The sequence below is a fragment of the Acrocarpospora macrocephala genome (assembly GCF_009687865.1).
Lineage (GTDB): Bacteria > Actinomycetota > Actinomycetes > Streptosporangiales > Streptosporangiaceae > Acrocarpospora > Acrocarpospora macrocephala.
This window is the reverse complement of the sequence record NZ_BLAE01000031.1, coordinates 13,983-38,068: the sequence shown is the minus strand read 5'-3', so window position 1 is coordinate 38,068 and position 24,086 is coordinate 13,983. Positions and strand designations below refer to the sequence as shown.

The following is a 24,086-nucleotide window of genomic DNA, read 5'->3' as shown; positions in this document are numbered from 1 at the left end:
CGCGACGACCTCGATTTTGGTAGTCACCCCGGAATCTGGGAGATATCCCCCAAGAGAATGCCCGCCAGTGACCCCCTGCCGCTCGACGCCCCCGCCATCATCGGGGTCAGCGGCCGGGGCGCCGGCAGCGTCGGGCAGGTCAGATCGGCCGCCCGGCCCGCCTTCCGCTGCGGCGCCAGCACCCCGTCCCGGAGATAGGTGAGGACCTGCCGGTCGACACAGGCGTTGCCGCTGAGCGCGACCCCGTGGTTGCCCCCGGGTTCGGTCACCAGCCGCGCGGTCGGGAACGCCGCCCGCATGCTCAGCGCCCCCTCGTACGGCGTGGCCGCGTCCCGCTCCGCCTGGACGAGCAGCACCGGCGGCAGATCCTTCGTCCCGACCTTGACCGGTTTCACGCCCCGCTCGGGCCAGAACACGCAGGGCGCGTTGTAGACGGTGTTGGGCCAGGCCATGAAGGGCGCCTTGGCGTGCACCCGGGCGGCGTCGGCATGCCATTGGGCCCAGGCTTTTGGCCAGGCCGCGTCCCGGCACTGCACGCCCAGATACACCGCGTAGCCGTTCTCGTCGGCGGCGTCGTTCTCCGCGTGCTTGTGGTAGGCCTCGACCAGGCCGGTCGTGTCACCGGAGCGGACGTATTCGGAGAAGAGCCGGCCCAGCTGCGGCCAGACGAGGTTGGTGTAGCCGCCCACCATGAAGATGTCGTCGAGCTCGCTCGGGCCGACGACCCCCCCGGCCGGGCGGCTCCGCAGCCGCTGGCGCATCGCATACCAGGCGAACTCGGCGGCCCTGAGGGTGTTGCCGATCCGGTAGACGGAATCGTTGGCGGCCACCCAGGACAGGAAGTCGCGGTGCCGCCGGTCGAAGGCGTAGTTCTGGGCGACGTTCGCCTGATACCAGACCTCCTCCGGGTCCACCACGCTGTCCAGCACCATGCGCCGCACGCGCTGCGGGAACAGGGTGGCGTAGACCGCGCCGAGATAGGTGCCATACGAGTAGCCCAGGTAGCTGATCTTCTCCTCGCCCAGGGCCTGGCGGATCACGTCCAGGTCGCGGGCGGTGTTCTCGGTGTTGAGATACGGCAGGAACCAGGACCACCGGTTGGCGCAGCCCGTGGCGAACTCCTCGGCGCGGCCGAGCAGCACGCTCTCCTCCGCGTGGCTCTGCGGCACGCTGTCGGCGCGCGGCGCCGCGTAGTAACGCTTGATGTCCACGCAGCTGAGCGCGGGCTTGCTGGCCCCGACCCCGCGCGGGTCGAAGCCGATCACGTCGTAGCGGGCGGCCAGATCCTTCGGCAGCTTGGTGGCGACATACGCCGCCAGGGCGGTTCCGGACGCGCCGGGCCCGCCCGGGTTCACCAGCAGGACCCCCAGATGGTTGCCATCCCTGGGCGCCGACCCCTTGATCCGGTTCACCGCGATCGTGATCTGCTGCCCGTACGGCTCCGCGGGGTCGAGCGGCACGCGGACCGAACCGCATTCAGCCCGGCTGGCGCCCCCGCAGGCCACCCAGGCGATCGACTGCGGGCGGGCCGACGCGCCCCCGGGCCCAAGGCCCACGACCAGTCCGGTGCAGAGCACCGCAACCCCCGATACCGCCCCGACGACTCGCCTCACGCCCACTACTCCTCTATTCAGACGGGTACAGACCAGCTTCCCCTCCGTAACGGCTCGGCTACCACACGCACCCCCTGATCGCTATCACTGTGTAGTCACAATGTTGCTCTCTGTAATCACATTCACCATGTCCGAGATTCCCTAAGTGATGAATGTTTCAACGGGTTCACCAGCCAATATTCCCGTTGGGGGCGATCTTCGCGGGAGTGTCTGCGCACGTGATCCGGGGCCCGCGCCACGCCCTCGCCGGTCCTCGCGTGTCCGGTTCAGGCGGCCCGCAGAGCGCCGTCCTGTACGCCCCAGAAAATCACCCGCACCATCAAGGCACTGCAGGGGAGTCGGCGTCGCGGCCGGGGCCCGCAGCGAAGCCAGACGCCCGCTTTCTGAGGCTGGACTACGGCCATCCCCGCTATTCCCGGGCTGGCCGGAAGGGAACTCATGGTGAACTCGACAGGCAACGTGGCTCTGCGAGCCACGCTGGATCAAGGAAAGAGAATCAGGAGACGTCTGACCGTTTGGGCCGCCGCACTGCTCCTGGCGCTCGGGACTGGCCTCGTGGTCACCCCCACCCAGGCGACGGCGCACGGCGTCAACATGTTCCCCGGCGCTCGTACGTTCCTGTGCTGGCAGGACGGGCTCCGTGAGAACGGGCAGATCCAGGCGTACAACCCGGCATGCGCCTCCGCCATCGCCGCCAACGGCACCACGCCGCTGTACAACTGGTTCGCCGTGCTCCGCTCCGACGCGGCCGGCCGGACCACCGGCTTCATCCCGGACGGTCAGATCTGCAGCGGCGGCACCGGTGGCCCCTACAACTTCTCCGGCTACAACGCCGCCAGGACCGACTGGCCGACGACGCACCTGACCTCGGGCGCCAGCTACCAGTTCCGGTACAGCAACTGGGCGGCCCACCCGGGCACCTTCCACCTGTACATCACCCGGAACGGCTGGAACGCGAACGGGCCGCTGGCCTGGTCCGACCTGGAGTCGTTCGGCAGCGTCACCAACCCGCCGCAGAGCGGCGGTCCCGGCGCCCTGAACTACTACTTCTGGAACCAGCAGCTGCCCTCGGGCAAGAGCGGCCGGCACATCATCTACATCCAGTGGGTGCGCTCGGACAGCGCGGAGAACTTCTTCAGCTGCTCTGACGTCGTCTTCGACGGCGGCACCGGCCAGGTCACCGGCGTCGGCCCGAACCAGAGCTCGCCGTCCAACCCGGGCAGCCCCAACCCGGGCAGCCCCTCGCCAGGCAGCCCGTCTCCCGGTAGCCCCTCGCCGGGCAGCCCGTCCCCGGGCAACGGCGCGTGCACCGCGACCTACACCAACAACGCGATCAACTGGCCGGGCCACTTCCAGGGCACGGTGACCGTCCGCAACAACAGCGCGACGACCCCGCTCAACGGGTGGACCGTGCGCTGGACCTTCAGCGGCGGCCAGACGTTCGAAGGCGCGCCATGGAACGGCACGGTGATCTCGAACCCGCCCAATGTCGGGGTCCGCAACGCCAACTACAACGGCAATGTGGGGCCCAGCTCGACGACCTCGTTCGGCTTCAACGGCGCGGGTAACGCGCCCAGCCCGGTTCCGACGCTGACCTGCACCAGCCCGTAACCGGATACGTCCTGGGGCCCGGCGCGCCGCGCCGGGCCCCTTCCGGCTGACATCCGCCGCCCAGGTCAGGAGGACCCGATGCTCGACACCCCGGCATCCGAGCAGGTCAGCGAGGACCGCTCAGCACAGGACAGCGCGCCGAGCGCTTCTCGCGAGCGCGTGCTGTGGACGGTCGGAGCCACGCTCCTGGTCCTGGTGATGGTCGCCCTGTTCCTGCGCGGCGTGAGCTCCTCCTCCGGCCCGGGCGGCCGCTCGGTCGACGGCCTGCCGCAGCAGCGGCCCTCCCCCGTGTACGCCCTCTCCGACGCGTTGCGCGCGCAGCTCGCCATCGAGGTGACCACGATCCTGGAGAAGTCCTCCCCCGCCCAGCACCACGCCCACGGCCACGACTTCGGCGACGAATACGAGAAGCAGGAGCTCCGCGTCGTCTGCGCGGTCGATCCCTTCGGCGTCGAACCGGTCACCGCCACCACGCGCGAGGAAGTGAAAACCGTCTACGCCCAGCACATGTGCGCCGTCGACGAATTCGGCGACCCCTGGGCCAAGTCGATCCGCGTCGCCGGACCGCTCGCGGTCACCCTCGACAAGAAGGAGCCCGTCATCGAGGTCCCCCTCTCCGGCGAGGGCTATCCCGAGCACGTCCGCGAGCTGATCCCGCCCTACTTCCTGGAATCCGCCTTCAGCAACTACTTCGACCCGGACACCCTGGAAAAGGCCCGCGACCGCTTCGAGAACGGGCAGAAACCGCCGCCGGTCGCGATCAGCTGACCACGACCTGAGGACCGGGAGCGTCGTCATCGTCCAGATCGACGTCGACGCCCATCTCCTCGGCCAGGCGGAGGGCCTCTTCGATCAGGGTCTCGACGATCTGGGATTCCGGGACGGTCTTGATGACCTGGCCCTTGACGAAGATCTGGCCCTTGCCGTTGCCGGAGGCGACGCCCAGGTCGGCCTCGCGGGCTTCGCCGGGGCCGTTCACCACGCAGCCCATGACGGCCACCCGGAGGGGGACCTTGAGGCCGTCGAGACCGGCGTGCACCTGCTCGGCCAGCGTGTAGACGTCCACCTGGGCGCGCCCGCAGGACGGGCAGGAGACGATCTCCAGGCCGCGTTTGCGCAGGTTGAGCGACTCCAGGATCTGGATGCCGACCTTGATCTCCTCGACCGGCGGCGCGGACAGCGAGACCCGGATGGTGTCCCCGATGCCGTCGGCGAGCAGCGAGCCGAAGGCCACCGCGGACTTGATCGTCCCCTGGAAGGCCGGACCCGCCTCGGTCACGCCCAGGTGCAGCGGGTAGTCGCACTGCTCGGCCAGCAGCCGGTACGCCTTGATCATGACCACCGGGTCGTTGTGCTTGACCGAGATCTTGATATCCCGGAAGTCGTGCTCCTCGAACAGCGAGCACTCCCACAGCGCCGACTCGACCAGCGCCTCCGGGGTGGCCTTGCCGTACTTCTGCAGCAGCCGGGGGTCGAGCGAACCCGCGTTGACGCCGATCCGGATCGGCACGCCGTGATCCTTGGCCGCCCGCGCGATCTCGCCCACCTTGTCATCGAATTTCTTGATATTTCCGGGATTGACCCGGACGGCCGCACACCCCGCCTCGATGGCGGCGAAGACGTACTTGGGCTGGAAGTGAATGTCCGCGATCACCGGGATCTGCGACTTCCTGGCGATCATGGGCAGCGCGTCCGCGTCGTCCTGGGACGGCACCGCGACCCGGACGATCTGGCAACCGGACGCCGTGAGCTCCGCGATCTGCTGCAGGGTCGCGTTCACGTCCGAGGTCAGCGTGGTGGTCATGGACTGCACGGAGACCGGGGCGTCCCCGCCCACCGGCACCGAACCGACGTGGATCTTCCGCGACACCCGCCGCGTGGCGATCGGCTTCATCGGTATTGACGGAATCCCGAGATCAACAGACATTTCTGCACCTTGCGCTCATGGCCACGTTCCCCGACAGCCCAAGTCTAGGCAGTGCCATGAACACGCCAACCCATGCGCCCACCAGTCACTCCAGCTTCATGTGACGTTACGCGGTGAGTTCCCTGGCCCGGGCGCGCGCCCACTCGTCCGCGCCGAGCACCTCCTCCAGCGATTCGGCCTGGCCGGGGATGTGCTCGCCGACCACCCGGGCGACCGTGTCCACGATGCCGAGGAACGGCAGGGCGCCCTTCTGGAAGGCGTCCACGCAGACCTCGTTGGCGGCGTTGTAGACGGCGGGGGCCGTGCCGCCCTGCTCGCCGACGTAGCGGGCCAGCGCCACGGAGGGGAAGGCGCGGTCGTCGAGGGGTTCGAAGGTCCAGGTGTGCGCCCGGGTCCAGTCGACCGGCGCGGACACCTCAGGGAGCCGGTCGGGATGGCCCAGGGCCAGGGCGATCGGCAGGCGCATGTCGGGCGGGCTGGCCTGGGCGACGGTCGAGCCGTCCACGAACTCGACCATGGAGTGGATCATCGACTGCGGGTGCACGACCACCTCGATGCGGTCGAACGGGATGTCGAACAGCAGGTGCGCCTCGATCACCTCCAGGCCCTTGTTGACCAGGGTGGCCGAGTTGATGGTGATCACCGGCCCCATCGACCAGGTGGGGTGGTTCAGCGCCATCTCCGGGGTGACCCCCTCCAGCTCCGCCCGGGTCCGCCCGCGGAACGGGCCGCCGCTGGCGGTCACCACCAGCCGCCGTACCACCCGGAGATCGGTTCCGGACGGACCGGACGCCCACAGGCACTGGGCCAGCGCGGAGTGCTCGGAGTCCACCGGGAGCAGCTGGCCGGGCTTGGCCAGCCGCTTGACCAGCGGGCCGCCGATGATCAGCGACTCCTTGTTGGCCAGCGCCAGCACCCGCCCGGCCTCCAGCGCGGCCAGCGTGGAGGTCAGCCCGAGCGCCCCGGTGATCCCGTTGAGCACGATGTCGCACGGCCACGCGGCCACCTCGGCGACCCCTTCCGGCCCGGCCAGCACGACCGGATCTGCTCCGCGCGCGGCCAGCGCCCGTTTCAGTTCCGGTACGGCACGCGGATCGGCCACCGCCACCGCCGCGACCCCGAACTCGGCCGCCTGCCGGGCCAGCAGATCCACCCGCCCGCCCCCGGCGGCCAGCGCGGCCACCTCGAACCGGTTGCGGGCGATGACATCGAGCGCCTGAGTGCCGATCGAGCCGGTCGAGCCGAGCAGGACGACCGACCGCGGCGTTTCGGAATCCATCCGCCCATTCTCGTGTACGGACCCGGAGCCCCAACAACTGAGGTCCAGGAGAAATCAGTTCATCTGTGTCCGAGTCCTGCCATATCCGTATCTGCATACGAAGAGAAATAGCGCTACAACGCTCGCTAATTTCGCGCGTCAGGACATCCATCACGGAGGTACGCAATGCACCGCTCGGCGCGTCGCCACTTCGCCCGCCTGGCTCCTCTTCTCACCCTGCCCGCCCTCTTTTCGCCCGCGCTCGCCGTTGCACTGCTGCCCGCCGCCCCCGCCCACAGCGCCACGGCCGCGCCCAAGCCGATCACCTACGACGCCGCCGACACCAAGACGGAGCAGCGCTCGGTGGCCTCCTACTGGACCGCGGCGCGGATGGCGGCGGCCAAACCGCTGGACGCGCCCGCCGAGTCCGCCCGCCGGTTCGTCAGCTCCGCCCAGTTAGACGTGCCCGACGGCAAGCCCCTCAGCGTCAAGCCCACGATGACCCTCACGGCGGAGGCCGCCGCGGCCTCGCCGCGCAGCACCGGCGAGCCGTGGACCTCGGAGGGCGCGATCACCGACACGGTCGGCCGGATCTTCTTCACCGTCACCTCGGGCTCCAGCGCCGGCCGCAACGCCTCCTGCTCCGGCAACGCCGTGACCAGCGCCAACCGGAGCGTGGTGATCACCGCCGGGCACTGCGTGAAGATCGGCGGCTCGTTCCACAGCAACTGGGTCTTCGTGCCCGGCTACGACCAGGGCAACCGCCCGCACGGCACCTGGGTGGCCACCAGCCTGCTCACCACCCCGCAGTGGAACTCCCGCGAGGACATGAACTTCGACCTGGGCGCCGCCGTGGTCGCCCCCCTCGACGGGCGGCTGCTCACCGAGGCGGTCGGCGGGCAGGGCATCGCGTTCAACCAGAGCCGGGGCCGGCAGATGTACGCCTTCGGGTATCCGGCGGCTTCGCCGTACAACGGGTCGAGGCTGATCTACTGCAGCGGGCGGGCCTTCGACGACTTCCTGATGTCGGAAGATGTCGGGCTCAACTGTGACATGACCGGCGGGTCCAGCGGCGGGCCCTGGCTCATCAACTTCAATGAGAGCACCGGGCTCGGGCTGCTCAACTCGGTGAACAGCTTCAAGTACAACTTCGCCAACTACTGGATGTTCGGGCCCTACTTCGGCGGCGAGGCGCAGGCCCTCTACAACGCCGCGCAGCGCACCTCTCTCACATGATTTACCTAAAGTAGCCACTGGAACACGTTTCGTGGTCCAAACTCGGATGCCATGACCCCGAGCATCCCCCTGCTTGCCGTTTCGCTCGCCCTGTTCGGGCCGTCCGGACCGGCCAAGCTGCCCGACGTGATCGAGCACACGGCGGCCGTGGCTCCCGTCCGCTACTGGACCGCGGAGCGCATGGCCGCCGCGCTGCCGATCGACCTGCTGCCGGTGCTCAGCCAGGTGGCCCCCGCCGCGCGGCACCAGCGGGGCGGGGCGGCCACCAGCGGGGCGCGGTGGAGCGCGGGGGGCGCGGTGGCCAGGACCACCGGGCGGGTGTTCCTGACCATGGACGGCGTGGACTTCGTCTGCTCGGCCGGGTCGGTGCGGGGGGCGAACAAGGATCTGGTGGTCACCGCCGGGCACTGCGTCAAGGACGGCACCGGGTCGTGGGCGGCGAACTGGATGTTCGTCCCGGGGTACGACGCCGGGCGGGAGCCCTACGGGTCGTTTCCGGCGCGGCGGATGTTCGTGGCCGGGCCCTGGTCGCGCAGCGCCGACGACAGCTACGACGTCGGCATGGTGGCGGTGGCGACCCGGGGCGGAAAGCACCTGGCGGACGTGGTGGGCGCCCAGGAGATCGGGTTCAACGCGCCGCGCGGCAGGCACGCCTACGGCTTCGGGTTCCCGGCCGATCCGCCGTACAACGGGGAGAGCCTGATGTACTGCGCGGGCGGCACCAAACCCGACCCGAACGAGCAGACCTACGACCAAGGGCTGCGCTGCGACCTCACGGCGGGGGCCAGCGGCGGCCCGTGGCTGTCCGGTTTCGACCAGGCCACCGGGAAGGGCACGGTGACCTCGGTGAGCAGCTTCAAGTACAGCAACGACCGGAGCACCATGTACGGCCCGTATTTCGGCAGCGCCATCAAGACCCTGCACCAGACGGCGGAACGCGCCTAAAGCTCGTACGCGTGGCCGCTGTGGTCCTCTTCCATGCTCTCGGCGGCGGTGCGCACGATCTGCGGGTCCGGCGTGCCGACGACCTGCTTGTCCTTGTCGTCATAGTCGAACAGCGACAGCACATGGCGCATCGCCTCGAGCCTGGCGCGCTTCTTGTCGTTGCTCTTGATCACCGTCCACGGCGCGATGTCCGTGCTGGTGTTGAGGAAGACGTCCTCCTTGGCCGCGGTGTAGTCGTCCCAGCGGTCCAGGGAGGCGATGTCCATCGGGGAGAGCTTCCAGCGGCGGACCGGATCGACCTGCCGGATGATGAAGCGGGTGCGCTGCTCGGAGCGGGACACCGAGAACCAGAACTTGATCAGTGAGACGCCGTCCCTGACCAGCATGCGCTCGAACAGCGGCGCCTGGAACATGAACTCCTCGTACTCGGCCTGGGTGCAGAAGCCCATCACCCGCTCGACCCCGGCCCGGTTGTACCAGGAGCGGTCGAAGAGCACGATCTCCCCGGCGGCCGGGAGGTGGGCGGTGTAGCGCTGGAAGTACCACTGGGTGCTCTCGCGCTCGCTGGGCTTCTCCAGCGCGACCACGGTGGCGCCACGCGGGTTGAGGTGCTCCATGAACCGTTTGATGGTGCCGCCTTTGCCGGCCGCGTCCCGCCCCTCGAAGAGGATCACGACCCGCGCCCCGGAACGCTTGATCCAGTACTGGAGCTTCAGCAGCTCGATCTGGAGCAGGCGTTTGTCGCGCTCGTACCGGGGGCGGTCCATGCGCTCGTCGTACGGGTAGTGCTCGCGCCAGGTGTCGACCGGTCGCCCGTCCGCCCGGACCAGAACCGGGTCGTCGTCATCGTCGTCGTCGACCCAGAGCCCAGGCGTGTGGACGAGCAGATCTACCACATCGTCCTGTTTCGGGGTCATGTGACCAGGATTGCACATCCTGGTAAACATCTCGGATCAGAGGGATAGTCCTGTGATGACCATGACCTTTTCATAAGTCAAATCAGCCATGGCCGAGCGCAGACCCTCGCGCCCGATGCCGGATTCCTTTACCCCGCCGTACGGCATCTGGTCGGCCCGGTACGACGGCACGTCGCCGATGATCACCCCGCCCACCTCCAGCTCCCGGTTGGCCCGGAAGGCGGTGTCGAGGCTGCGGGTGAACACTCCGGCCTGCAGGCCGTAGCGGGAGTCGTTGACGGTGGCGAAGGCCTCGTCCACGCCGGACACCCGCTGGATCACCAGGACCGGGCCGAAGACCTCCTCGGCGATGACCTTGGCGCCGGCGGGCACGTCGGCCAGCACGGTGGGGGCGACGGTGGCGCCGTCCCTGGTGCCGCCCGCGAGCACCTTGGCCCCGGCGTCCACGGCCTCGGCCACCCAGGCTTCCACCCGCTCGGCGGCCTGCACCGAGACCAGCGGCCCCACCTGGGTCTTCTCGTCCTCGGGATCGCCGGTGACCAGCCCGCCGACGGCGGCGACCAGCTTGTCGGTGAACGCGTCGGCGACCGCGTCCTCGACGATCACGCGCTGCACGGCGATGCAGCTCTGCCCGGCCTGGTAGTTGGAGAACAGCGCGACCCGCCCGGCCGCCCAGTCCAGGTCGGCGTCGGCCAGCACGACCGCGGCCGCGTTGCCGCCGAGTTCGAGCGTGACGTGCTTGCGCGGCACCCGGTCGATGATCGCGTATCCGACCGGCCCGGAGCCGGTGAACGAGACGACGGGCAGGCGCGGGTCCTCCACCAGCGACCCGGCCCGGTCGTTGGGCACCGGCAGGATCGAGAACATGCCCTCCGGCAGGTCGGTCTCGGCCAGGATCTCGCCCAGCAGCAGGGCCGAGAGCGGGGTCGCGGGCGCGGGCTTCACGATGACCGGCGCGCCGACCGCGATGGCCGGGGCGACCTTGTGCGCGACCAGGTTGAGCGGGAAGTTGAACGGCGTGATCGCCAGCACTGGGCCGTATGGCACGCGCGTGACATAGGCCAGGCGCCCCTGCGCGGCCGGTTCAGTGTCGAGCCGCTGCACGTCCCCGCTGAACCTGCGGGTCTCCTCGGCGGCGAACCGGAACGTGGCCACGGCCCGGCCCACCTCGCCGCGCGCCCAGAAGATCGGCTTGCCGTTCTCGCCGCTGATCACGCGGGCGATCTCGTCGGCCCGCTCCGCGATCCGCCGCGATACGTGCGCCAGCGCCTCGGCCCGCACGTGCAGCGGCAGCGCCGCCGCCTGCTTGCGCACCGCGTGCGCCGCGGCCACCGCCTCCTCCACCTGATCCGGCGTGGGTACGGCATGCACTCCCACCACCCGCCCGTCATGCGAGTTGGTGACGGTCAGCTCGGTCTCGCCGGTCGCGGGACGGCCGGCCAGCCAGAAGGGGCGAAGGGGAATTCCCGGTGTTCCCGACGAGATAGTCATACATTCACGCTATGCCCATCCGCCCGGACGCTCCTTACTCCGGGCCGCACAATCTCCTGTCCAAACCCCGCCACGCTGGACAACTTCCCATGTTTCAGATTGATGTCACGGATGCGCAGCAATTTCAGGATGTTTTCCGTTGCGAGGCGGTTTGAAGGGTTCGTGGCGTGGTTAAGTCAAGACGCGGGCCCACGCGAGGGCCCACTCGACGAGAAGGGCTCGTGGCTCATGGGTACCCCGGCGCCGCTCGGTCTTCAAGGTGCCTACGCCCTCGGCCAGCGCAGCGGATACGACGAGCTTCGCACCCGGCTCCTCGACGTGGCCAGCGAGCTGCTGATGGCGTCAGGACCGGAGAGCCTCACCGTACGGCGGATCGCCGCCGAGGCGGGCTGCGCGACGACCGTGATCTACACCATGTTCGGCAGCAAGGAAGGCCTCGCCGAGGCGCTCTACCTGGAGGGCTTCGAGCGGTTCCGGCGGCGGCTGGCGGCGGTCACGCCCCGGCCGGATCCGTACGAGTATCTGGTCGCGCTGCAGCCGATCTACCGGGAGGCGGCGCTGGCGGAGCCCGGCTACTACAGCCTCATGTTCGAGCGGGCGATCCCGGGCTTCGTCCCCAGCGAGCGGGCCAGGACGCTGGCCAGGGCGGCGCTGAACATCATCGACCGGGTGATCGCGGACTGCATCTCGGCCGGGTATATGACGCCGACGCAACCCCGCAAAGTGGCGGACGCGCTGTGGGCGGCGGCGCAGGGCGCCATCAGTCTGGAACGTGCCGGGCATCTGTCCGACAGCAGCACCTATGACGCTGTCACGGCCGCGACGATCAGCCACTTCCTCATCCGCCGGGGTTGAACGTCAGGGCGATCCAGAGTTCGGCGCGGGTGGCCGGGTCGTCCAGGTCCCGGCCCAGCAGCTCGCCGACCCGGCGCATCCGGTAGCGCAGCGTGTGGCGGTGCACGCCGAGGCGTTGCGCCGCCGCGTCCCAGTGGCCGTTGCTGGCCAGGTACGCGTGGAGCGAGCTGACCAGGTCGGCGCGGGAGCCGTACGCGTGCAGGGGGGCGAGCAGGGCGGCGGCGAAGGCGCGGGCGGCCTCCGGGTCGACCAGGGACAGCAGTCCCTGCCCGGCCAGTTCCGCGAACCGGGCCACGGGGTTGGCCGTGACGAGCGCTTGTTCTGCCTGGTCGATGGCCGTGCTCAGGTCCTTGGGGTCGCTGGCGGGGTTACTCGCGCCGACCCGGCCGCGGGCGGCGGCGAGGGCGATCAGGTCCTCGGCTTCGGCGGCCGGGGCCAGGGCGATCGTGATCTCTCCGTAGGGCGCGGTGAAGCAGGGCAGGCAGGCGACCAGCGCGTCGGGGTCGGGGGTGTCGCAGGCGAGCACGATCAGCGGTCCTGACGGGAGTTCCGCGCCGAGTTCGGCGACTGTCTCGGTCGCGCCCTGGACTTCGCCGGCCAGCAGGAGGCGCAGGACGGCGGCGCGGACGCGACGGCCGCCCTCCTTTGGACCGCTCCCCTGTTCAAGGCCGAGTGTCAGCAGGGAGGCGGCGGCGTTGATGATGGTGTGCCCGATGGCGGAGAACGGCCGGGCCGAGCCGACGGCGAAGGAGCCGCGCCGGCCCAGGGGCTGGACGACCACGTGCTCGTCGGGGGCGGCGAGGGCGAGGCTCGACGGCGCTCCGGCGGCGCGCAGCCGGGCGACCTCGGGCGCCAGCGCGGCAGCCCTTTTCGCGGCCAGTTCCGCGGCCCCGTCCTTCTTCCCGCCGGGCTCCCCCGCCGCATGCCGGATATTTCCGGCTTCGTCGAGGAGGAGCACCCAGCCGCCGATCTCGCGGGCCAGGCGGTCGACGACCGCGTCCATGCCCTCCGGCTGGAGCGCCGCCCGGGTCAGCCGGCCCTGCGCGGCGAAAGCGCCTCGGATCTCCTCATACCGCTCGGCCGCGAGCAGGTCGCTGACCGCCTTGCCGACAGCGATGAACGGCGTGGCGCGGGGCACCTCCACCAGCGGCAGCCCGGCCTCCTCGGCCGCCCGCACGAACCCCGCGGGCACCTCCTCGTGCGTCAGCCCGACCCCGAACCCGAGCCCGGCCGCCCCCCGCGTGACCAGCCGCGACACGTAGAGCTTCGCGTCGTCCGAGGTCAGCCGCATGCCCGTGGTGAGCACGAGTTCGTCGCCTTCGAGGAACGGCGTCGGATCCTCCAGCTCGCTGACCGCGACCCAGCGCACCGGCCGATCCAGCGCGCCCCCACCCGCGAGCAGCCGCAAGCGCAGCGCCTCCAGCGCCGCCACCCTGCGCAAACTCGGCGCCATGCCGTGTTACCTCCGGGGTTGTGCATTCCGGCCAAGCCGGGTGTGCCAATTGTTCCATGGCGGAGCATCGGCAGGCGGGAGCGGGAGCCGTACCGTCGAAAGCATGAGCACCACAGCTGAGGGCGGGCCTGGACTCGCGCAGGAGCGCCGCCTCATCACCGAGATCCCCGGGCCGCGCTCGCGCGAGCTGTTCGCCCGCAAGCAGGCGGCCGTGCCGCCGGGCATCGGCACCACCCTGCCGGTCTTCGTGACCCAGGCGGGCGGCGGTGTCGTGGTGGACGCGGACGGCAACTCGCTGATCGACTTCGGTTCCGGCATCGCGGTGACCAGCGTCGGCAACGCGGCGCCGCGGGTGGTGGATCGGGTCCGGAGGCAGGTGGGCGAATTCACCCATACGTGCTTCATGGTCACGCCGTACGAGTCGTACGTGGACGTCTGCGAGAAGCTCAACGCGCTCACGCCGGGGGACCACGAGAAGCGCACGTTCCTGGTGAACAGCGGCGCGGAGGCCGTGGAGAACGCGGTCAAGGTGGCCAGGAGCGCCACCGGGCGGCAGGCGGTGGTCGTGTTCGATCACGGGTATCACGGGCGCACGCTGCTGACGATGACGCTGACCGCCAAGAACATGCCGTACAAGCAGGGGTTCGGGCCGTTCGCGCCGGAGGTGTACCGGGTGCCGCTGGCGTACCCGTTCCGGTGGCCGACCGGTCCGGAGAACTGCGCGGAGGAGGCGGCCGCGCAGGCCATCGACATGATCAGCAAGCAGGTGGGCGCGGAGAACGTGGCCGCCGTGGTGATCGAGCCGATCGCGGGCGAGGGCGGGTTCATCGTGCCGGCACGCGGGTTCCTGCCCAGGATCCTGGAGTTCTGCAAGGCCAACGGGATCGTGTTCATCGCGGATGAGGTGCAGACCGGCTTCGCCCGTACGGGTGCGTTGTTCGCCTGTGAGGACGAGGGGATCGTTCCGGACATCATCACGACGGCGAAGGGCATCGCCGGAGGCCTGCCGCTGGCGGCGGTGACCGGGCGCGCCGAGCTGCTGGACGCGGTGCACGTGGGCGGGCTCGGCGGCACCTACGGCGGCAATCCGCTGGCCTGCGAGGCGGCCCTCGGCGTGCTGGAGACGATCGAGGCGGACGGGCTGGTCGCGAAGGCCGCCAGGATCGGCGAGATCATGCTGCCCCGGCTGCGCGGGCTCCAGGAGCGGTTCGCGATCATCGGCGACGTCCGGGGACGGGGGGCGATGACCGCGATCGAGCTGGTCGTGCCCGGCACCAAGGACCCGCACCCGACCGCCGCGGGCGAGATCGCCAAGCGGTGCCACGCGGAAGGCCTGGTCGTGCTGACCGCGGGGACTTATGGGAATGTATTGCGCTTTCTCCCGCCGCTGGTGATGCCCGAGCACCTGCTTGAGGAAGGGCTCACCATCCTCGAAAAGGCGGTCTCCGAACTCTGAGAATCCGCACTAGGGCACCCGGCTTGCGGTCGGGTGCCCCTTTTGTTATTCCGCGTTCCCTTCATTTAACCGCCCCTTGACATCGCGCTAGTCGATCACGCGCGGTAACCGCGTTATAACGGTTCCGGTATGCGACCGAAGGGATGGCCGAATGGACCGGAAAGCGGGCGGATCATCATGTTGACCTTCGACCCCGTCGGCCTGACCGCGGTTCAACGTGACGGCGACGCCTGCGTGGTCTGCCACAAGAAGTGGCCCCGGCCGCGCGTGCTGGTGGGCCGGCTGCCCGACTCCGCGCCCGTGCACGCCTGCGACGACTGCGCCGAAGCGCTGCTGCCGCCGCACGAGGGCACGGTCCCCAACCCGCGCCACCTGCGCGCGTTCTCCTGAGGCCCTACTGGTCGCGCATGCTCCACGGCGACCCGTACGCGGTGAGCAGCTCCAGGAACGGCACCGAGTCGAACGCCTCAGGCCCCAGCACCCCGGTGCCGCGCCAGACGCCGGTCGCGACCAGCTCCAGCGCCACCACCGGATGCACGGCCGTCTGCCAGACGACGGCCTGGCAGCCGTACTCCCGCATCGACCAGGCGTTGTCGACCACGTGGTACAGGTACACCTCGCGCGGCGCGCCGTCCTTGCCGACGCCCTTCACCCAGGTGCCCGCGCAGGTCTTGCCCGTCATCCGGGAGCCCAGCGTGGACGGATCGGGCAGGCTGGCCGCCACCACGTCGCGCGGCGAGACCTGGACGCCCTTCACGGTGAGCGTGTCGGCCGAGTCCAGGCCGAGCTTGCGCAGCGTCTTGAGCACCTCGATGAACTCGTTGCCGAGGCCGTACTTGAAGGTGACGCGCTTGGCGTCCACCCAGCGCGGGACCAGCAGCACCTCCTCGTGCTCGACGTTCACGCACTCCACCGGGCCGATGCCGTCAGGGAAGTCGAAGACCTCGGGCTCGCTGAACGGCTCGGTGGTGTGCCAGTCGCCGTCCTCCCAGACGATGGGCGGGTTGAGGCACTCCTCGATGGTGGTCCAGATCGAGAACGTGGGGGCGAAGTCGTACCCGTCAACGGTGAGGTTCCCGCCGTCGCGGATGCCGATCTCGTCGATGCTCTGGAACAGGTGATCGGCCGCGTACCGGGCGAACACATCGGCCAGGCCGGGCTCCACGCCCATCCCGACCAGCGCCAGCCGGTCCTTGGCCCGCCACTGGTCGGCCAGCGCGAACTGCTCGTCCCCGAGCTTCACCCCCGGCAGCTCGTACGGCCTGGCGGGGTGTTTCACCGAAAGGGACATGGCCATGTCCAGGTAGTGCGCCCCCGCGTTCAGGGCGGCCCGGAAGAGCGGCATGTCGAAGCGCGGGTCGACGGCGTTGAAGAGCACATCGCACCGGTGATCGCGCAGCGCGGCCGCCACCGCGTCGGCGTCCGAGGCGTCGAGCGCGATCGCGCTGAACCGCGGGTCTCCCGCCCTGTCGACCACGGCGGCCGCCCGGTCTTTCTCGTAGTCGGCGACGACGATGTGCTCGAAGAAGTCACGGCGAGCGGCGATGGGCACCACGGCGGAGCCCACACCACCTGCGCCGACAAGCAGGATACGCATGCGGGAGACGGTATCAGTTGACTGACTGACCATTCAATAAAGGAACCAGTTTCGACTGGTCGTTCAATCAACGAAATCCGTAGCCGGGGGTGTGGCCAGACATGCCGCGGGGCGTTCCGAGGTCGGGGGGAGCACTCGAAACGCCCCTGTTGGCAAGCGCCTCCCCGCGGGGGACGGGCGCGCTCGCGGTCCTGAGAGAGCCTCGCTCTTCGGACAGCCGTATCTATGGCCATGCTTCCGGCACGGCGGGCTTAGTCGCTGAGGAGCCAAGCCGCGTTGAGGATCGCGCGGCTAATCCACCAGCTGCTTCCAGCGGTCGACCCACTGCGCATAGTCAGTGCATTCCCCGTCCCGGCCCTGGCAATCCTTTGCCGGGTAATCGGCAAAGGAAACCCCCTTGAACGCCCGCGACGTGCCAACCCCATAAAGGCCGCAGATGCGCTCGGCCCGCTCCCGCACCGCGGGATCCACGTCCTTGGGCGCCGCCTCGCACACCTCGGCGTTGGCCGGCGCCATGCCGGTCCAGGCGACCGCCTTACGCTGGACCTCCACCGAGGTCACCCAGCTCAGCCACAGGTAGGCGCATTCCGGATGCGCCGCCTCCGCCGATACCTGCCAAGAATCCACCTGCCCGGTGACCCGTGCCTCCGCGACCGCCCTGACCGGCTTCCCGGCCCGATCCAGCGCGTCCAGCAGGTACGGCGTGCCCTGCCCGAACCGCGCCGACCCCACCGCGAACCCGGTGACCACCTTCAGCGGATCCCGCCAGTAGACACGCTCGGCCTTCTTCTCCAGCAGGCCCACCGCATCGTCGAGCTGCTCGGCGGTCAACGCGAACGGATCCTCGACCCCCTGCCGGAGCGCCGCGTCCGCGATACTCAACGGCGTATCCCTGACGAACACCGGACCCGCGTCCGCGTACATCGCCTCGGCGTCCCGCGGCTTCACCTTGTCACTGTCGTAAAGCAGGACATTCTTATCCCACAGATACGGCACACCGTGCCCGCCCGCCGCTTCGCGCAGCCGTTTGGGGATGTCCTGGTAGCCCTCCACCCGATCGGTATCGATCTCCACCACCCGCTTCTCGGCGACCAAACGCCCGGCCAGGTCTGGCGGGGCCGCGATCACGTCGAACGCGTCAGGATCCAGGGTCTCGCTCTGATCGACGGCCGGGTCGTAGGCGAACGGCAGGTAGTTGACCTTGCACCCGCTGGCTGCCTCGAACGCACCAACCCAGTTGACCTGCGGATCGGTGCCACCCCACTCCACGTGCCCACGTGGCGCGAGCACGACGAGCGCACCTTCACCAGTGCCGGCGGGACTCGGACTGGGACTGGGGCTTGGGGTGGGCGATGGGGAGGAGGACGCGGACGAGGGACTGGCGGCTTTGGGCGATTTGCTCAACATGGGCGATGCGCTCTCCCGCACGCCTCCCTCAACGCCCGCCAACGCTGAGCCCGGCAACGCTGACTTCGCCGCTACGGAACCCGCCGCTACGGAACCTGGCAACGCTAAGCCCGGCGATGCTGACTTCACCGCCCCGGAGCCTGGCGCCGCGGAGCCCGGCAGCGCCGAGCCTGCTACCGCATGGCCGCAGCCCATGGTGAGCAGCACCGATGCGACGGCCAGCGCGACGACCATCGGGCGTGCGATCCGCACGACTCCCCTCCCCTGAGCTAGACGCCCCGAGCCTACTCGGCACACCTGGGGCCCAAAAACCGAGCGGCGGATTGTCGGAGGCCCTGCGTACAGTCATGGGCATGACCGCCCAGCTCCCTCCGCCCTCGCACGCCCTCGACCCGGAGCCCGGCTCCTCCGACCGCAAGGCGATGGCCGTCCTCGTGCTGGCCTGTATGGGCCAGTTCGTGGGGGTTCTGGACGCGTCGATTGTGAATGTTGCGCTTCCCGCCATGGGCACCGAGCTGAACCTCACCCCGACCGGCCTGCAGTGGGTCATCAACGCCTACGTGCTGGCGTTCGCCGGTCTGCTGCTGCTCGGCGGCCGGGCCTCCGACATCTATGGGGAGCGGCGCGTCTTCGTCGTGGGCGCGTCCCTGTTCACGCTGGCCAGCCTGCTGGGCGGGATCGCCACCACACCCACCCAGCTGATCGTCGCCAGAGCCGTCCAGGGTCTGGGCGCGGCCGTGCTCGCCCCGACCACGCTGACCATCCTGACGACCACGTTCCCCAAAGGCCCGCGCCAGACGAAGGCGATCGCCAGCTGGACCGCCGTCGGCGCGGCGGGCGGCGCGGCCGGAGGCACGCTCGGGGGCGTGCTCACCGAGTACCTGTCCTGGCGCTGGACCCTGCTGATCAACGTCCCGATCGGCATCGCGCTGGTGATCACCGCGCTGATCGTGATCACCCGCTCGCATTACGGCCAGGGGCGGCGCCTGGACGTGCTCGGCACGATCCTGGTCACCGCCGGACTCACCGCGCTGGCATACGGGACGGTGCAGACACACGAGCACGGCTGGGTGTCGGCCGAGGTTCTGGTGCCGCTCGGGGCGGGCGTGCTGAGTTTGGCGGCCTTCCTGCTGGTGCAGTCGCGCACGACCCAGCCCTTGGTGCCGCTCGGCCTGCTGCGGAACCGCCTGGTAGCCGGAAGCAGCCTGGCCATGTTCCTGATGGGCACGATCTTCCTGTCCATGTGGTACTTCCTGTCCCTGCACATGCAGGACGACTTGGACTACACCCCCCTGCAGGCCGGCATCGGCTTCCTCCCCCACGCCCTGACGATGATCGTCGCATCCCGCGCCGCCCCCTGGTTCTTACGCCGCATGGGAAACCGCACTCTGATCGTCGCCGGGGCGCTGGTCGGCCTGGCAGGCATGGTCTGGCAGGCCCAGATGGCCGACGGCTACATCACCGGCATCCTGATCCCAGGCTTCCTGATGTGCGCGGGCGCAAGCGTCTCGTACACCCCGATCGCCCTCATCGGCACAGCCGGAATCGACCGCTCCAACTCCGGCCTGGTCTCCGGCCTCCTCACCGCCTCCCGCACGGTCGGCGGCTCCCTCGGCCTCGCAGCCCTCGCCACAGTAGCCGCCACCCAGGCCACCCCCGCCCAGGGTTCAAGCGCCGCATTCCTGGTGGGCGCAGGCCTGATGGCGATCACCGTCGCCGTGGTCCTCCTCGTCCTCCCCCGCGGAGCCGGCCACTCCCCGGCTCCCGAACCAGGGCGGTGACCATCACACGGCAGCAGAGTGCGGCGCGCCCGCGTTCTGGCCGTGGGTCCAAGTGATGCGCGAACAGGTCGTGAGCCTGTTGACCGGGGCACCGGCATGACCTGCTGAGGCCCCACCGATCAAGTGCTGGCCGAGGCCATCGGTGAGCGTGAGCGCGCCCTCGATCACGCCAGGCGTGCCCACGCCAGCCACGAATGTCTCGGCCTACGGTGCCGAGTTGGTCAGCGGTTTGTCGGGAAGCCCAGGTTGACTCCGCCGTGGGAGGGATCCAGCCAGCGGGAGGTGATGACCTTGCCGCGGGTGTAGAAGTGCACGCCTTCGACGCCGTGGACGTGGGTGTCGCCGAACAGGGATGACTTCCAGCCGCCGAAGCTGTAGAAGGCCATCGGGACCGGGATCGGCACGTTGACGCCGACCATGCCGACCTCGACCTCGTTCTGGAAGCGCCGGGCGGCGCCGCCGTCGTTGGTGAAGATGGCGGTGCCGTTGCCGTACTCGCCGGTGTTGATGAGGTTCAGGCCCTCCTCGTAGGAGGAGACCCGGACGATCGACAGCACCGGCCCGAAGATCTCCTCGCGGTGCACCCGGGAGTTCGCCGGGACGTGGTCGAGCACGGTCGGGCCGAGCCAGAACCCGTCCCCGTCCGGCAGGTTCTCGCGCCCGTCCACGACGAGTTTGCCCTCGCCGAGGTCCAGGTAGGAGGCGACCTTGTCGCGGTGCTCGCGGGTGACCAGGGCGCCCATCTCGGAGGCGGGGTCGTCGCCAGGTCCGATCTTGATGGCCCGGGTGCGTTCGGCGATCTTCTCGACCAGCTGGTCCCCGATGGGGTCCACGGCCAGCACGACCGAGATGGCCATGCAGCGTTCGCCCGCGGAGCCGAATCCGGCGGAGACGGCCGAGTCGGCGACCAGGTCCAGGTCGGCGTCGGGCAGGACGAGCATGTGGTTCTTGGCGCCCCCGAGGGCTTGGACTCGCTTGCCGTGGGCGGTGCCGGTCTCGTAGACGTACCGGGCGATGGGGGTGGAGCCGACGAAGCTGACCGCCTTGACGTCCGGGTGGGAGAGCAGCCGGTCGACGGCGACCTTGTCGCCCTGGACGACGTTGAAGACGCCGTCGGGCAGGCCCGCCCGCTGCCACAGGTCGGCGATCAGCAGGGACGCCGAAGGGTCCTTCTCCGACGGTTTGAGCACGAAGGTGTTGCCGCAGGCCAGCGCGACCGGGAACATCCACATCGGCACCATGGCGGGGAAGTTGAACGGGGTGATCCCGGCCACCACGCCGAGCGGCTGGCGGATGCTGAAGGAGTCCACGTTGGTGGAGACGTTCTCCGAGAAGCCGCCCTTGAGCAGGTGCGGGATGCCGCAGGCGAACTCCACCACCTCCTGGCCGCGGGAGACCTCGCCGAGCGCGTCGGAGTGCACCTTGCCGTGCTCGGCGCTGATCAGCGCGGCGATCTCGTCCTTGTGCGCCGCCAGGAGCTCGCGGAACCGGAACAGGACCTGGGCGCGCTTGACCAGGGAGGCGTCCCGCCAGGCGGGGAAGGCCCGGGCGGCGGCGGCGACGGCCTCGTCCACCTGGGCGACATCGGCCAGGAACACCCGGCCGCTCTCCGCGCCGGTGGCCGGGTTGAAGATCGGCGCGGTGCGCTCGGGGGTGCCGGCGGGCGCGCCGTCGATCCAGTGGGTCACGTGCTTCACGAGATGTTCTCCAGGGCGGTCACCAGGATGGCGAGACCTTCGCGGGCCTCGTCCTCGGTGAGGGTGAGCGGCGGGGCCATCCGCATGGCGTGGCCGTACAGGCCGCCCTTGCCGGCCAGCAGGCCGAGGTTTCTGGTCTCCTCCATGTAGCGGGCGGCCAGGGCGGGCGCGGGAGCGCCGGTCTCGGGGTCGACGAGTTCGATGGCGAACATCAGGCCCTTGCCGCGGACGTCGCCGACGATCGGGAAGCGGGGGGCCGCCGCGCGCAGGCCGTCCAGGATGATCGCGCCGGTCCTGGCCGCGTTGGCCTGCAGGTCGTGGCTGAGCACGAAGTCGAGGGTGGCGTTGGCGGCGGCCATCGCGACCGGGTTACCGCCGAAGGTGGCCAGGCCGACCGCGTGCGGCGCGTCCATCAGATCGCCGCGCGCCACGACGCCGCCGACCGCGAAGCCGTTGCCGAGACCCTTGGCGAAGGTCATCATGTCCGGCGTGACCCCGTGATTCTGGATCCCGAAAAATGCCGATCCAGTGCGGCCCCAGCCGGTCTGCACCTCATCGGAGATGAACAGGATGCCCTCGGCGGCGAGCACCTCCTGGTAGGCGGCGAACAACCCGTCGGGGGCCATCGTGAACCCGCCCACGCCCTGGATCGGCTCGGCGATCAGCGCGGCCACGTCGCCCGCGACCGCGGTGGCGAGCACGTGCCGCAGGTCGTCCACGCAGGCGGCGATGTAGTCGGCGTCCGACAGCCCCTTGAACTGGGTCAGGTGCCGGTCCGCGCCGTGCAGGAAGTGCACGTTGAGCGGGGAGAGCGAGTTGTTCTTCCAGCTCCGGTTGGACGTCACGGAGATGGCGCCGAACGAGCGGCCGTGGTAGCTCTGCCGCATCGCCAGGACCTGGTCGGACTTGCGCGCGTAGGTGGCCAGCAGCAGGGCGGTCTCGTTGGCCTCGGTGCCGGAGTTGGTGAAGAACACCTTGGCGTCCGGGATGCCGGACAGCCGGGCGATCTTCTCCGCGAGCTCGATCTGCCCGCGGAGAAGGTAGACCGTGGACGTGTGCACGACGCCGGTGGCCAGCTGCCGCTCCACCGCCTCCCTGACCTCGGCCACGTCGTACCCGATCATGTTCGTCAGGATGCCCGCGAAGAAGTCGAGGTAGCTCTTCCCGGAAGCGTCGACGACTCGGTTTCCCTTGCCGCTGACGATCTCGATGGGGTCTTGGTAGTACAAGGCGAGCCAGTTGGGCATTACCGCGCGATGGCGGGCAAGAAGGTCCGACATACCTCCGAGTATCCCGGCTGGCCGTGGCCCCTCCCACCAATCAATGTGTCGGGATAGGCGAAACTTCCGTTACACGTTGCTGGGGAAGGACAGCCAGCGCGACGATCGCGGCGGCGATCGCGAAGCCGAAGCCGACCAGCGATCCCACCGACATCGCCGACAGGAACGCCTCCTTGCCCGCGTCGACCAGCACCGGGTCGCCGCTGTCCAGGGCCACGTTCACCGACGCGCGGGCGGCGGCCGGAGCCGACTCCGGCATCGAGGCGGTGTACGCGCCGGACAGCACGCTGCCGAGAATGGCGATCGACAATGCGATGCCGACCTGCTGCACGGTGTCGTTGAGCGCGGACCCGACGCCCGCGTGCTCCGGCGGCACCGCGCCCATCAGCGCCGTGTACGCCGCCGGACCGGCCAGGCCACCGCCCACACCCATCACGATCAGGCTGACCACCAGCAGCAGGTACCCATCGGAGCTGTCCAGCGTGGACAGCAGCCCGAACGCGCCCGCGATGACGGCCAGGCCCAGGGCGATCAGCGTCCGGTTGCTGACCTTCTTGCCCAGCCCCGCGCCGACCCCGTTGAAGACCATCGCCGCCACCACGTACGGCAGCAGCGCGATCCCGGCCTGCAACGGCTCGTACCCGAGCACGAACTGCAGATACTGCGTGAGCGCCAGCATCAGCGCCCCCGAGCCGAAGGCCAGCAGCACGATCGCCGCGCAGGCGCCGCTGAACGCCCGGTCCTTGAACAGCCCCAGCGGCAACATCGGGTGCTCGGTCCTGCGCTCCCACAGCACGAAGCCGCCAAGACCGAGCACGGCCGCCGCGACCAGGCCGAGGTTCCAGCCGTCCGCGGGGAACGTGATGACCGCCCAGACCAGGGAGCTCATCCCGATGATCGAGAGCACCACGCCGACCGGGTCCAGGCCCCGGCTCGACCCGTACGTCTCCGGCATCAGTGTCACGGCGGCGATGACGGCCACGATCGCGATCGGCACGTTCATCAGGAAGACCGAACCCCAGTAGTAGTGCTGGAGCAGCACCCCGCCCAGCGTGGGCCCGGCGATCACGCCGATCATGGCCACCGAGCTCCACGCGGCGATGGCCTTGCGGCGTTCGTCCTCGTCGAAGACGGTGATCAGGATCGACAGTGTGGACGGCATCAGCACCGAGCCGCCGACGCCCATCAGCGCGCGGGCGGCGATCAGCTGCCAGGGCTCGGTCGCCAGCGTGGCAAGACCGGAGGCCAGGCCGAAGACGATCAGGCCGATGATGAGGGCGCGGCGCCTGCCGTACCGGTCGGAGAGGGAGCCGACGGTGAGCACCAGACCGGCGAAGACCAGGACGTAGGAGTCCAGGATCCACTGGATGTCGGCGGGGGTGGCGCCCAGGTCGCGCATGAGCGCCGGGATCGCCAGGTTGAGCACCGTGCTGTCCACGACGAGCACGAGCACGGTGAGGCAGAGAACGAGGAGAATCCACCAGCGACGGGGATCTCGTACAGTGTTCGAGGTCACTCGCACACTGTACGACAGTTCTCGTACAGCGTGCGAGAGAATATCG

General features: G+C 69.7%; 19 protein-coding genes. 8 read left to right on the top strand and 11 right to left on the bottom strand.

What is annotated here, in order from left to right:
- Positions 1 to 23: 23 nt before the first annotated feature.
- Positions 24 to 1,613 carry an alpha/beta hydrolase gene (locus Amac_RS25805; RefSeq protein ID WP_155356986.1) on the bottom strand — a complete coding sequence of 530 codons (1,590 nt, stop codon included), beginning with the start codon at positions 1,611 to 1,613 and terminating at the stop codon, positions 24 to 26.
- 438 nt (positions 1,614 to 2,051) lie between these two features.
- On the opposite strand from Amac_RS25805, the gene Amac_RS25800 reads away from it, so the two are divergent.
- Together Amac_RS25800 and Amac_RS25795 are read left to right on the top strand one after the other, a co-directional pair.
- Complete coding sequence (locus Amac_RS25800) at positions 2,052 to 3,224, top strand: lytic polysaccharide monooxygenase auxiliary activity family 9 protein (protein ID WP_155356985.1); 1,173 nt, start codon at positions 2,052 to 2,054, stop codon at positions 3,222 to 3,224.
- A 78-nt stretch (positions 3,225 to 3,302) separates the two neighbouring features.
- Positions 3,303 to 3,992 carry a hypothetical protein gene (locus Amac_RS25795; protein WP_155356984.1) on the top strand — a complete coding sequence of 230 codons (690 nt, stop codon included), beginning with the start codon at positions 3,303 to 3,305 and terminating at the stop codon, positions 3,990 to 3,992.
- On the opposite strand, the gene ispG is transcribed toward Amac_RS25795, so the two are convergent.
- Together ispG and dxr are read right to left on the bottom strand one after the other, a co-directional pair.
- Positions 3,985 to 5,151: a flavodoxin-dependent (E)-4-hydroxy-3-methylbut-2-enyl-diphosphate synthase gene (gene ispG, locus Amac_RS25790; RefSeq protein ID WP_155356983.1), complete on the bottom strand. Its 1,167-nt coding sequence runs from the start codon at positions 5,149 to 5,151 to the stop codon at positions 3,985 to 3,987. The two genes, Amac_RS25795 and ispG, sit on opposite strands and share 8 nt — an antisense overlap.
- 106 nt (positions 5,152 to 5,257) lie before the next feature.
- A complete protein-coding gene (gene dxr, locus Amac_RS25785; RefSeq protein WP_155356982.1) occupies positions 5,258 to 6,430 on the bottom strand; it encodes a 1-deoxy-D-xylulose-5-phosphate reductoisomerase in 1,173 nt (390 codons plus the stop codon).
- A gap of 165 nt (positions 6,431 to 6,595) precedes the next feature.
- On the opposite strand from dxr, the gene Amac_RS25780 reads away from it, so the two are divergent.
- Both Amac_RS25780 and Amac_RS25775 read left to right on the top strand, forming a co-directional pair.
- A complete protein-coding gene (locus Amac_RS25780) occupies positions 6,596 to 7,645 on the top strand; it encodes a trypsin-like serine peptidase (RefSeq protein WP_218041281.1) in 1,050 nt (349 codons plus the stop codon).
- A gap of 51 nt (positions 7,646 to 7,696) precedes the next feature.
- On the top strand, positions 7,697 to 8,590 hold the full coding sequence (locus Amac_RS25775; protein ID WP_246268689.1) for a trypsin-like serine peptidase: 894 nt from the start codon (positions 7,697 to 7,699) through the stop codon (positions 8,588 to 8,590).
- Here the strand turns inward: Amac_RS25775 and ppk2 are convergent.
- On the bottom strand, positions 8,587 to 9,507 hold the full coding sequence (gene ppk2, locus Amac_RS25770; protein WP_155356981.1) for a polyphosphate kinase 2: 921 nt from the start codon (positions 9,505 to 9,507) through the stop codon (positions 8,587 to 8,589). The genes Amac_RS25775 and ppk2 overlap by 4 nt on opposite strands.
- A gap of 36 nt (positions 9,508 to 9,543) precedes the next feature.
- Entirely contained in the window at positions 9,544 to 10,971 is a 1,428-nt protein-coding gene (locus Amac_RS25765) for an aldehyde dehydrogenase family protein (protein WP_155357052.1), read from the bottom strand.
- Between the two features lie 255 nt (positions 10,972 to 11,226).
- Between Amac_RS25765 and Amac_RS25760 the strand changes: the two genes are divergently transcribed.
- Positions 11,227 to 11,853 (top strand): TetR/AcrR family transcriptional regulator, encoded by a 627-nt coding sequence (locus tag Amac_RS25760; RefSeq protein WP_155356980.1) that lies wholly within the window; start codon positions 11,227 to 11,229, stop codon positions 11,851 to 11,853.
- Here Amac_RS25760 and Amac_RS25755 read toward each other — a convergent pair.
- The gene (locus Amac_RS25755; protein WP_155356979.1) at positions 11,837 to 13,306 is read right to left on the bottom strand and encodes a PucR family transcriptional regulator; all 1,470 of its coding nucleotides are present in this window, start codon (positions 13,304 to 13,306) and stop codon (positions 11,837 to 11,839) included. The genes Amac_RS25760 and Amac_RS25755 overlap by 17 nt on opposite strands.
- Before the next feature lie 103 nt (positions 13,307 to 13,409).
- Between Amac_RS25755 and gabT the strand changes: the two genes are divergently transcribed.
- On the top strand, positions 13,410 to 14,762 hold the full coding sequence (gene gabT / locus Amac_RS25750) for a 4-aminobutyrate--2-oxoglutarate transaminase (protein ID WP_155356978.1): 1,353 nt from the start codon (positions 13,410 to 13,412) through the stop codon (positions 14,760 to 14,762).
- 177 nt (positions 14,763 to 14,939) lie between these two features.
- On the top strand, positions 14,940 to 15,152 hold the full coding sequence (locus Amac_RS25745; RefSeq protein ID WP_155347677.1) for a hypothetical protein: 213 nt from the start codon (positions 14,940 to 14,942) through the stop codon (positions 15,150 to 15,152).
- Between the two features lie 4 nt (positions 15,153 to 15,156).
- Here Amac_RS25745 and Amac_RS25740 read toward each other — a convergent pair whose 3' ends face one another.
- Together Amac_RS25740 and Amac_RS25735 are read right to left on the bottom strand one after the other, a co-directional pair.
- Positions 15,157 to 16,359 carry a saccharopine dehydrogenase family protein gene (locus tag Amac_RS25740; protein ID WP_155356977.1) on the bottom strand — a complete coding sequence of 401 codons (1,203 nt, stop codon included), beginning with the start codon at positions 16,357 to 16,359 and terminating at the stop codon, positions 15,157 to 15,159.
- Between the two features lie 291 nt (positions 16,360 to 16,650).
- Complete coding sequence (locus Amac_RS25735; protein WP_170322640.1) at positions 16,651 to 17,649, bottom strand: extracellular solute-binding protein; 999 nt, start codon at positions 17,647 to 17,649, stop codon at positions 16,651 to 16,653.
- 470 nt (positions 17,650 to 18,119) lie between these two features.
- Between Amac_RS25735 and Amac_RS25730 the strand changes: the two genes are divergently transcribed.
- Positions 18,120 to 19,547: a DHA2 family efflux MFS transporter permease subunit gene (locus Amac_RS25730; RefSeq protein ID WP_218041280.1), complete on the top strand. Its 1,428-nt coding sequence runs from the start codon at positions 18,120 to 18,122 to the stop codon at positions 19,545 to 19,547.
- 221 nt (positions 19,548 to 19,768) lie between these two features.
- Here Amac_RS25730 and Amac_RS25725 read toward each other — a convergent pair whose 3' ends face one another.
- The 3 genes from Amac_RS25725 to Amac_RS25715 are packed head-to-tail and all read right to left on the bottom strand — an operon-like array spanning position 19,769 to position 24,040.
- Positions 19,769 to 21,244, bottom strand: coding sequence for a CoA-acylating methylmalonate-semialdehyde dehydrogenase (locus Amac_RS25725; protein WP_155356974.1), 1,476 nt, complete (start codon positions 21,242 to 21,244; stop codon positions 19,769 to 19,771).
- Entirely contained in the window at positions 21,241 to 22,524 is a 1,284-nt protein-coding gene (locus Amac_RS25720) for an aspartate aminotransferase family protein (protein ID WP_155356973.1), read from the bottom strand. Before Amac_RS25720 ends, Amac_RS25725 begins: the two co-directional genes overlap by 4 nt.
- A 40-nt stretch (positions 22,525 to 22,564) precedes the next feature.
- Positions 22,565 to 24,040: an MFS transporter gene (locus tag Amac_RS25715; protein WP_155356972.1), complete on the bottom strand. Its 1,476-nt coding sequence runs from the start codon at positions 24,038 to 24,040 to the stop codon at positions 22,565 to 22,567.
- Between the last annotated feature and the right edge of the window lie 46 nt (positions 24,041 to 24,086).

Coding starts and splice junctions, on each gene's coding strand:
- Amac_RS25780 (WP_218041281.1), top strand. CDS start 6,596: ATGCACCGCTCGGCGCGTCGCCACTTCGCCCGCCTGGCTCCTCTTCTC.
- dxr (WP_155356982.1), bottom strand. CDS start 6,430: ATGGATTCCGAAACGCCGCGGTCGGTCGTCCTGCTCGGCTCGACCGGC.
- Amac_RS25745 (WP_155347677.1), top strand. CDS start 14,940: ATGTTGACCTTCGACCCCGTCGGCCTGACCGCGGTTCAACGTGACGGC.
- ispG (WP_155356983.1), bottom strand. CDS start 5,151: ATGTCTGTTGATCTCGGGATTCCGTCAATACCGATGAAGCCGATCGCC.
- gabT (WP_155356978.1), top strand. CDS start 13,410: ATGAGCACCACAGCTGAGGGCGGGCCTGGACTCGCGCAGGAGCGCCGC.
- Amac_RS25760 (WP_155356980.1), top strand. CDS start 11,227: ATGGGTACCCCGGCGCCGCTCGGTCTTCAAGGTGCCTACGCCCTCGGC.
- ppk2 (WP_155356981.1), bottom strand. CDS start 9,507: ATGACCCCGAAACAGGACGATGTGGTAGATCTGCTCGTCCACACGCCT.
- Amac_RS25800 (WP_155356985.1), top strand. CDS start 2,052: ATGGTGAACTCGACAGGCAACGTGGCTCTGCGAGCCACGCTGGATCAA.
- Amac_RS25720 (WP_155356973.1), bottom strand. CDS start 22,524: ATGTCGGACCTTCTTGCCCGCCATCGCGCGGTAATGCCCAACTGGCTC.
- Amac_RS25755 (WP_155356979.1), bottom strand. CDS start 13,306: ATGGCGCCGAGTTTGCGCAGGGTGGCGGCGCTGGAGGCGCTGCGCTTG.
- Amac_RS25730 (WP_218041280.1), top strand. CDS start 18,120: ATGACCGCCCAGCTCCCTCCGCCCTCGCACGCCCTCGACCCGGAGCCC.
- Amac_RS25795 (WP_155356984.1), top strand. CDS start 3,303: ATGCTCGACACCCCGGCATCCGAGCAGGTCAGCGAGGACCGCTCAGCA.
- Amac_RS25740 (WP_155356977.1), bottom strand. CDS start 16,359: ATGCGTATCCTGCTTGTCGGCGCAGGTGGTGTGGGCTCCGCCGTGGTG.
- Amac_RS25775 (WP_246268689.1), top strand. CDS start 7,697: ATGACCCCGAGCATCCCCCTGCTTGCCGTTTCGCTCGCCCTGTTCGGG.